8 protein-coding genes are annotated in these 8779 nt (G+C 63.3%); 4 read left to right on the top strand and 4 right to left on the bottom strand.

The features are described from left to right. Positions 1-171: 171 nt before the first annotated feature. Positions 172-1080: a LysR family transcriptional regulator gene (locus ACTHNR_RS25140; RefSeq protein ID WP_440551263.1), complete on the bottom strand. Its 909-nt coding sequence runs from the start codon at positions 1078-1080 to the stop codon at positions 172-174. 103 nt (positions 1081-1183) lie between these two features. On the opposite strand from ACTHNR_RS25140, the gene mdlC reads away from it, so the two are divergent. From mdlC to ACTHNR_RS25120, 4 genes are all read left to right on the top strand, one after another. Next, positions 1184-2809: a benzoylformate decarboxylase gene (mdlC, locus tag ACTHNR_RS25135; protein WP_440551261.1), complete on the top strand. Its 1626-nt coding sequence runs from the start codon at positions 1184-1186 to the stop codon at positions 2807-2809. Positions 2810-2846: 37 nt separating this feature from the next. Next, complete coding sequence (locus ACTHNR_RS25130; protein WP_440551260.1) at positions 2847-4298, top strand: aldehyde dehydrogenase; 1452 nt, start codon at positions 2847-2849, stop codon at positions 4296-4298. A gap of 10 nt (positions 4299-4308) precedes the next feature. Next, positions 4309-5229, top strand: a complete 921-nt coding sequence (locus ACTHNR_RS25125; protein ID WP_440551259.1) for a ketopantoate reductase family protein — start codon at positions 4309-4311, stop codon at positions 5227-5229. A 163-nt stretch (positions 5230-5392) separates the two neighbouring features. Further along, positions 5393-6799: an MFS transporter gene (locus ACTHNR_RS25120; RefSeq protein ID WP_440551258.1), complete on the top strand. Its 1407-nt coding sequence runs from the start codon at positions 5393-5395 to the stop codon at positions 6797-6799. Between the two features lie 138 nt (positions 6800-6937). Here ACTHNR_RS25120 and ACTHNR_RS25115 read toward each other — a convergent pair whose 3' ends face one another. The 3 genes from ACTHNR_RS25115 to ACTHNR_RS25105 form a co-directional block, all read right to left on the bottom strand. Continuing rightward, a complete protein-coding gene (locus ACTHNR_RS25115; RefSeq protein ID WP_440551256.1) occupies positions 6938-7642 on the bottom strand; it encodes an ABC transporter ATP-binding protein in 705 nt (234 codons plus the stop codon). Further along, on the bottom strand, positions 7642-8349 hold the full coding sequence (locus tag ACTHNR_RS25110) for an ABC transporter ATP-binding protein (protein WP_440551254.1): 708 nt from the start codon (positions 8347-8349) through the stop codon (positions 7642-7644). Before ACTHNR_RS25110 ends, ACTHNR_RS25115 begins: the two co-directional genes overlap by 1 nt. After that, a partial coding sequence (locus ACTHNR_RS25105) for a branched-chain amino acid ABC transporter permease (RefSeq protein WP_440551252.1) occupies positions 8339-8779 on the bottom strand: 441 nt, incomplete at its 5' end. The genes ACTHNR_RS25110 and ACTHNR_RS25105, both read right to left, overlap by 11 nt.

The raw sequence follows: 8779 nt of genomic DNA, 5'->3' as shown, positions 1-8779 counted from the left end.
TTGAGGAGAAACCCGCCGTGATGAACTGCACCCCAAAAGTTGGACGTCGATCCAAACTTTGGGGTGTTTTTCATGGCGAAGTACAGTACGGCCACGCCCGCGTAGTTTTCGGCCAATGCTGCGGGACCGATCGCGATGTCGTGACGTGTTCGACCAAGTGCATCGCAAGCTTCACTTCGGCTCCGATGTGAGCAGTCTCAATTGCTCCAGCAGCTTGACGGCCGGGCTCGGCAAGATTCCGTAGCGACGCCGAAACGCGGTGAGCGTTCTACGCCCCGCTACGCCCGGCAACGCTAGCGTATCGAACACGCCGGCTTTACTTTCGGTGACGTACATCGGCTCCGCCATCCAGCTCAAAAACCCCGAGCGAGCGACGAGGCTTTTCAATGCGGTGATCGAGCGTGTTTCAACGACGATGTTAGGCAAACCCAAGCCCTGCTCGGCGAATGCCTGCTGCAGATGCTCAAACGGCCCGGTGCCTCGCGGTGGAATAGCCCACTGCTGGTCCAGCGTGTCGGCAAGCGTGAGGCCCGACTTGCCGCGCAATGGGTGATCGAGGGCCGCAACGACATAACTGCTGTCCTCCCAACGGCAATCCCCGATGGCGGTAATTTCGTCGGTATCCGGTACCGCCATGCTGAGCGCCAGGTCGATGTCGCGCCGCACCAAGGCGTCGGCAAGACGATCCCAAACGCCCTCGATGATCTCTACCTTCAAGTTGGGCCACTTTTGCAGGACGCCGCTCACGGCGAGCGGCAGCACGAGACTGGCAATGCTGCCGACGGCCCCGCAGCGAATCGTGCCGCGCGCGAGCCCCCGCATGGCGTCGATCTCTTCGCGGGCCTGCTCCGACTCGCGCTGCAGCAAGACCGCATGCGGCAACAAGGCCTCCCCCACTGCGGTCAGATGCATGCCTCGCGAATGGCGTTCGAACAGCGGGGCGCCGACCTGATCCTCCAGCCGGCGGATCGCGCGGCTCAAGGCGGGCTGCGTGATGTGCAACGTCTCGGCCGCACGTCCGAGGCTGCCGGACGACACGATGGTAACGAAGGCCTGGAGTTGCTGAAGATTGAAAGTCATGCCCAACGGTAATGTGTTTTTGTCGAAACGGCAATTTCGGGTCACCCCTTAGCCTCTCGATAATGGGCGAATCGTAAAACCGCCTGCGCAAGAGGAACCTTCAATGGCAAGTAGTCTCGCCCAGCAGGGCAATCTGGACGACAAGGCGCCAGGCATGACTGTGCGCGATGTCGTCATCGACTTCGCGCGTCGTGTCGGCATGACCTCGATCTTCGCCAACCCCGGTTCGACCGAGTTGCCGATGTTCCGCGACTTTCCGGCCGATTTCCGGTATGTGCTGGGCCTGCAGGAGGCGGTCGTCGTAGGGATGGCCGACGGGTACGCGCAGGCAACCGGCCGCGCGGCCCTGGTCAATCTGCATTCGGCCGCGGGCGTCGGCAATGCGATGGGCAACATATTCACGGCGTTCCGCAACCGGACACCCCTCGTGATCACGGCTGGACAACAGGCGCGTTCGATTTTGCCATTCGACCCGTTCCTTTCGGCCTCGGACGCCACGGAACTGCCCAGGCCGTATGTGAAGTGGAGCATCGAACCGGCGCGCGCGCATGATGTGCCGCTGGCGATCGCCAGGGCTTGGGCCATCGCCATGCAAGAACCCCGCGGCCCGGTGTTCGTTTCCATCCCCGTGGACGACTGGGATCAGCCGGCGGAGCCCATTGCCGAACGCACCGTCTCGCACATTACGCGCCCCGATCCCGACGCACTCGCGCGCATCGGAGCATTGCTCGACCAATGCGACCGGCCCGCCTTCGTAGTAGGCGGCGCCGTGGACCGCGCCGGTGCAGTGGATGATGTCGTGCGACTGGCGGAGCGTCATCGGGCGCGCGTGTACGTTGCACCGATGACGGGGCGTTGCAGCTTTCCCGAGACGCATCGCCTTTTCGCTGGGTTTCTGCCCGCTATGCGCGAGCGTATCGTCGAGCTTCTGGCCGGACATGATGTGGTCTTTGCCGTGGGCGCGCCGGCGTTCGCCTATCACGTCGAAGGCTCGGGCCCGCATGTTCCGGTCGGCGCCCACCTGTGCCAGTTGATCGATGACCCGACCACCGCCGCATGGACACCGCAGGGCCTAGCCGTCGTAGGCAACGTGCGGCTCGGCGTGCGCGACTTGCTCGACCGGCCAGCCCCTCGAGAGCGTGCGCTGCCTGCGCCGCGGCCATCGCCTGTGCGGGCGAGCAAACCTGCGCCCGGCGAGCGCATGTCGGTCGCGTTCGCGCTGCAGACATTGAGCGAAGTACGCAGCGAACAAGATATCGTGGTCGAAGAAGCGCCAAGTTCCCGCCCGGTCATGCAGGCCTATCTGCCTATCGCGCGGGCTGGCGGCTTTCTGACCATGGATAGCGGCGGTCTGGGCTTCGGTATGCCGGCGGCAGTCGGCGTGGCGCTGGCAAGCCCAGGCGAACGCGTCATTGCCGTGATCGGCGATGGTTCGAGCATGTATTCCGTACAAGCCATCTGGACAGCCGTCCGTCTGCAATTGCCCGTTACGTTTGTGATTCTGAACAATGCGCGCTATGCCGCACTGCAAGATTTCGCGCCGGTATTCGGCTTCGGTCCGGAGGACCCGGTGCAAGGCACCGATCTGCCCGGCCTCGATTTCGTGACGCTGGGCGCGGGCATGGGATGCTCCGGCGTGCGCGTCGGCGACGCTACGCTGCTGCGCGATGCGCTGCAAAACTCGCTCTCTGCGAACGGCCCTTCCCTCGTCGAAGTGGTGGTCGCGTAAGCGATCGATGGATTTCAAAGAAACAAGGAGACAAAGGATGAAGACAGTGTCGATGCTTATCGATGGCGCGCAGGTTACGGCAAGCGACAGCGCAACGTTCGCGCGCCGCAACCCGCTGGACGGTACCGTCGCGTCGCGCGCGCCGGCCGCGTCCGTGGAAGATGCCGTAGCAGCCGTTGAAGCCGCCGCACGCGCGTTTCCGGTCTGGTCGAGCTTCGGGCCGCTCAAACGGCGTCAATTGCTCACGGCTGCCGCCCACGCGCTGGAAGCAAAATCCGATCAATTCGCAGCGGCAATGGCCACTGAAACCGGAGCGTCGGGTTTGTGGGCCGGTTTCAACGTTCATTTGGCGGCACAGGGTCTGCTCGAAGCCGCGGCAATGACGACTCAGATCGGCGGCGAGCTGATTCCGTCGGAGGTGCCGGGCAGCCTGGCAATGGGCGTGCGTCAGCCGGCCGGCGTCGTACTCGGAATCGCGCCGTGGAACGCGCCCGTGATTCTCGCCGTGCGTGCAATCGCCCTGCCGCTCGCGTGCGGCAATACCGTCGTGCTCAAAGGCTCGGAGATCTGTCCGTCCACGCATGCACTTATCGCCGAGGCTATGCAGGAAGCCGGGTTGCCCCCGGGCGCGGTGAATTTCGTGACGAACGCACCAGCGGACGCGGCGCGTATCGTCGAAGCGATGATCGCTCATCCGAAAGTCCGGCGCGTCAACTTTACTGGCTCTACCCGTGTTGGGCGACTGATCGCGGAACAGTGCGCACGGCACTTGAAGCCCGCGGTACTCGAACTAGGCGGCAAGGCGCCATTCGTCGTCCTGGCCGATGCGGACATCGATGCGGCCGTCGACGCGGCCGTGTTCGGCGCATTCGCCAACTCCGGACAAATTTGCATGTCGACAGAGCGCATCATCGTCGACGAGCAGATCGCGGATGCTTTTGTCGACCGGCTCGCTGCTCGAGCGCGGGCGCTTCCGCTTGGCGATCCGAGAAAGGGGCCGGTGGTGTTGGGATCTGTCGTCGACATGAGCACGGTCGAGCGATGCAACGCCTTGATCGATGACGCGCTCGCGCACGGCGCGAAGCTGGTGTGCGGCGGTAAAGCGGAGAGCACACTGATGCCCGCCACGTTGCTCGATCACGTCACGCCCGCCATGCGGATCTACCACGAAGAATCGTTCGGACCGGTAAAGCCCATTGTGCGCGTCCGCGGGGACGAAGCCGCGATCGCTTCCGCGAACGACAATCCTTATGGCCTATCGTCAGCCGTGTTCAGTCGCGACAGTGCTCGCGCGTTGAATGTCGCAAGCAAGATCGAATCGGGCATCTGCCACATCAACGGGCCGACCGTGCATGACGAGGCGCACATGCCATTCGGCGGCGTCAAGGAAAGCGGATTCGGACGCTTCGGCGGCAAGGCGGGTATCGCCGAGTTCACTGAACTGCGTTGGATAACGTTGCAGACAAGCCCACGCCACTATCCGTTTTGAGGAACCCATTATGAAGATCGCCATTCTCGGAGCGGGCGCGATGGGGTCGTTCTTCGGAGGACGGCTCGCACAAGCAGGCAACGCAGTGACGTTGCTCGATATCGATGAGGCGCACATCGATCACATCCGACGCGACGGCCTGCGACTCTCGACCGATGCCGGGGAACAGGTCGTTCGCAATCTTTTTGCGCAGCGGCCCGAAGAAGCGACTGAATCAGTCGAACTCATCATCGTGTTCACGAAGACGATGCACACCGAAGCGGCGCTCACCGCGGCGAGCGCGGTGCTCGGCCCGGAAACCGTCCTGCTTTCATTGCAAAACGGCCTGGGCAACGCGGAGCGGCTCTCCCGCTTCGCCACGCCGGAGCGGGTCATGATCGGCGTCACGACCTGGCCCGCGGACAAATCGGAACCGGGCCGGGTCAGTTCGCACGGTAACGGCGCAATTCGCCTGATGACCGCTAATGGGCACCGTACCTCGGCCCTCGATCGAACCGTTGCCGTGTTAAACGAGGCAAACCTTGCGTGCCGAGCCGATGCCGATGTCTGGGCGGCGGTCTGGGAAAAGGTCGCGTTCAACGCGGCACTCAACAGCCTGTGCGCAGTGACGCAATGTACGGTCGGCGAACTGACCCACACCCCTGACGGCGAATCGCTGGCGCTAAAGATCGTCGCCGAGGTGACAGCCGTCGCGCACGCTCGCGGCATCGCGGCAGATCAGGCGCATGTCGAGTCGAACGTGCGAGATGCGCTCGCTCATCATGGCTCGCATCGCCCCTCGATGTTGCAGGACGTTCTTGCGAAGCGCCGCACGGAGATCGAGGCGATCAACGGCGCCGTGGTCGAAGCGGCAGCTTCGGCCGGGGTTGACGTGCCCTACACGGCTGCGTTGGCGGGCCTCGTGAGGCTCGTCGAAACGCGCACGCGCTAAACGCGTAAGCGGCAATGCCAGTCTGCCTTATTTCTACGGCCAGCCATGCATCGACGACATGGCTTTTACTCAAAACGGAATTTCAGCTCACGCGCCCGCCCCGCGCATACTGAATGACACAACCACAAACGCATGTGCGCATTGCGCACTAGGAGACGCATCGATGAGTCACATTCCTCCAGCCGCGGCGACAGATACCTCAGCACTAGGCACAACGCGCAACCACGCTGTGGCATACGGCGGTTCAACCGTCGACATCGGCCAAGCATTGGATCAGGGTCCATATGCAATGCTGCAGCGAATTGCAGTTGTCCTTGCGGCTTTGTCCATCGTCGTCGACGGCTTCGATAGCCAATTGATCGGGTTCGCGGTTCCCGTCTTGATCAAGGAATGGGGCATTACACGCAATGCGTTTGCACCTGTAGTCGCGGCAGGCCTGGTCGGCATGGGCATCGGCAGTGCAATGGCGGGCCTGTTCGCCGATCGCTTCGGACGGCGCTGGGCGGTGCTCGTCAGCGTTTTCGTATTTGGCGCGGCTACCTGTTCGATCGGGCTCGCTCCCAACGTCGCGGCAATCGCCGCGCTGCGATTCATTGCAGGCATCGGCATCGGTGGCGCGCTTCCCACTTCCACGACCATCACGGCGGAATTCACGCCGGCCCGGTATCGGACCTTCGCGGTCACTGCAACCATCGTTTGCGTTCCGCTCGGCGGCATGCTCGCCGGTTTGTTCGCAGGCCAAGTGCTACCGTCGTACGGTTGGCGAGGGCTGTTTTTCGCTGGCGGCGCGCTGCCGCTCGTACTCGGCGTCGTGTTGCTCGCGGCATTGCCCGAGTCGCCCCGCTTCCTCGCACGGCGTCCGCGACGCTGGCCGGAACTCGTCCGCCTGCTCGCGCGCATGGGCCACTCAGTGGCCGATAACGTGGCATTCACCGACCCTGTCGAGCAACGCACCGAAAAGCACGTGGGTTTTACTGCCCTGTTCCGCGACGGCCGCGCGCGCGACACCATCGCAATTTGGAGCGCGTTCTTCGCATGCTTGCTCGCCGTCTATGCTGCATTCAGTTGGTTGCCGGCCATGCTCACTAGTCAAGGGTTACCGGTGGCGACCGCGGGCTATGGTCTGACCGCCTATAACCTCGGCGGCGTGATCGGTGCGCTCCTGTGCGCAGCGGCAATCGCTCGCTACGGCTCGCGCGGCCCCCTGCTGCTTTGCTGCGCCGGCGGCGCGCTGAGCGCGTGGTTGCTTCTCGGCATCGACATGACGCACAGGACGGGACTGCTCATCATGGGGCTCGGGCTGCACGGTCTGTTTGTCAATGCGGTTCAATCGACGATGTACGCGTTGTGCGCCTATGTTTATTCGACAGGCGTACGAGCAACCGGAACCGCATCGGCCCTTGCGTTCGGGCGGATAGGGGCGATTCTCAGCGCGTTTGCAGGAGCGGCCGTTATCACCGCAACCGGGGGCGCCGGATATTTGCTGATGCTCGGCACGGCGATGACGGTCGTGCTGCTCGCGCTGGCTGTCGTCCGTAGGCACATTCCGGCGAAGAGACTCGCTGCGTAAGCAGTCGATCCGACCAGGAGCCGGCCACGAGCACTCGGCCGAAACCGGCTCCCGCTTGTTTCCCATACGTGCCTTTCTTTAGCGGCCCGGGACTAAGGTCGCTGCCGTCATCCCGAGAGTGCGTTCTTCGAACGGCTGTCAGAGTCCGAAGTAAGTCTCGCGCACCGCGTCGCTCGCCTCGAGTTCCTGGCGTGTGCCCGACACGCGCACCTTACCGTGGTCGAGCAAATATCCTCGGTCGGCCAAGTCGAGGAATGCGATATTTTGCTCGGCAATCAGAAGCGACGTCCCATCGCCGATCGCGGTGCGCAACGCGTCGATCACGTTCTTGACGAACACCGGCGCGAGTCCCGAAGAGGGCTCGTCCATCAGCAGCAAACGCGGCTCCGAGATCAAGACCTTCGCAATGCCGAGCATTTTGCGCTGCCCGCCGGACAAGCTCGCCGCCGCCGCGCGCCGCTTTTCCGCAAGCGCGGGGAAGAGTTCGAACAGCACTTCCCTGCGCTGCCGGATCTTCGCTTGCGGCATGAAATAGCCGCCCAGCGCGATGTTCTCGTCGATCGACAGAGTGGGAAACACCCCAAGTTCGGACATGAACGCGATGCCGCGCTTGATCCGCTGGTCTGGCCGCATCTTGTCGATGCGCTCGTCGTCAAGCATGATGCGCCCGCCGGTGCACGGCAGCAGCCCGATCAGCGTGCGCAACAGCGTGCTTTTGCCGGCGCTGTTCGCGCCGAGCAAGAGCACGGTCTGCCCAGGATCGACCTGCATGTCGACGCCCCAGAGCACCTGCATCGGGCCGTAGCCGGCTTGAACGCCTTCGATAACAAGGGATGCCGTCATCACACCGCTCCAATGAATGCCGCGATCACTTCGGGGTCGCGCGAAGCGGTCGCGAGCGGCCCTTCGAACAACATGCATCCGGCGCCGAGCACGATCACCCGCTCGGTAATTCGGTTGAGAAATTCGAGCAAATGCTCGACCACGATCATTGCGATGCCACGCGCCGACAACTTCTCGAGCAGTTCGGCCATCACGTTGAGCTCGGCCGGGTTGAGCCCCGCGCCGATCTCGTCGACGAGCAAAAGCTTCGGCCGAGTCGCCAGCGCGCGCCCCAGATCGAGCAGCTTTTGCTGGTTCACCGTCAAAGAACCCGCGATACGCGTGGCCACACCGGCCAAGCCGATCTCGTCCAAGATGGCGTCGATCTCGCTCGGCTCGAGGCGCACGCAGCGGCCGGCCACCTCGACGTTCTCACGCACGCTCATCTCGCGAAAGACCTTCGGCACCTGAAACGTCCGGTTGATACCCAAATGCGCACGGCGGTACATCGGCAAGCGGTTGATCTTGTGACCCATGAAGTCGATCACGCCGTCGTCGGCCTGCAGCAGCCCGGAGATGACGTTGATCGTCGTGGTTTTACCGGAGCCGTTCGGACCAACGAGACCGACGATCTCGCCAGGTGCGACACCGAAGGTCACATCGTTGAGCACGACCTGTGCGCCGAAGCGCTTGTTGACCCCGGCCAGTTGCAGCAGTTCAGAAGACATGGATACCCCGGCGTTGCAGCAAAGACAGGAGGCCGCCCGGCAAGAACATCACGAGCAAGACGATGAGGCCGCCGTAGATGAACTGGAAGTACTGCGGCGTCGAAATGCCAATGGCGGCATACAGCGTGTAAAGCAGGGAGGCGCCGACGATCGGTCCGATAACCGTTCCCACACCGCCGAACAGGACGAACACGATCGCGAACACGGAGAACTCCAGCGTGAAAACCGCATCCGGATAGAACACGGAGATCCCCCACGCATACACGCCGCCTGCAAGACCGGCGACGAGCGCGGAGACGAGCCACGCGACGAGCCGCATGCGCACGACGTCGATGCCGGCCATGGCCGCGCTGACGGGGTCTTGCTTGACCGCGCGCAACGTCATGCCGAAGCCCGACTTGCGGAAATACGCGGCGAGCGCACATGCGGC

The organism is Trinickia sp. (assembly GCF_051954495.1).
Classification (GTDB): domain Bacteria; phylum Pseudomonadota; class Gammaproteobacteria; order Burkholderiales; family Burkholderiaceae; genus Trinickia.
This window is presented reverse-complemented; position numbering and strand designations above follow the sequence as displayed.

Bases quoted from the DNA above. Each gene is read 5' to 3' on its own strand.
- ACTHNR_RS25125 (WP_440551259.1), top strand. From the start codon at position 4,309: ATGAAGATCGCCATTCTCGGAGCGGGCGCGATGGGGTCGTTCTTCGGA.
- ACTHNR_RS25130 (WP_440551260.1), top strand. From the start codon at position 2,847: ATGAAGACAGTGTCGATGCTTATCGATGGCGCGCAGGTTACGGCAAGC.
- ACTHNR_RS25115 (WP_440551256.1), bottom strand. From the start codon at position 7,642: ATGACGGCATCCCTTGTTATCGAAGGCGTTCAAGCCGGCTACGGCCCG.
- ACTHNR_RS25120 (WP_440551258.1), top strand. From the start codon at position 5,393: ATGAGTCACATTCCTCCAGCCGCGGCGACAGATACCTCAGCACTAGGC.
- ACTHNR_RS25110 (WP_440551254.1), bottom strand. From the start codon at position 8,349: ATGTCTTCTGAACTGCTGCAACTGGCCGGGGTCAACAAGCGCTTCGGC.
- mdlC (WP_440551261.1), top strand. From the start codon at position 1,184: ATGGCAAGTAGTCTCGCCCAGCAGGGCAATCTGGACGACAAGGCGCCA.
- ACTHNR_RS25140 (WP_440551263.1), bottom strand. From the start codon at position 1,080: ATGACTTTCAATCTTCAGCAACTCCAGGCCTTCGTTACCATCGTGTCG.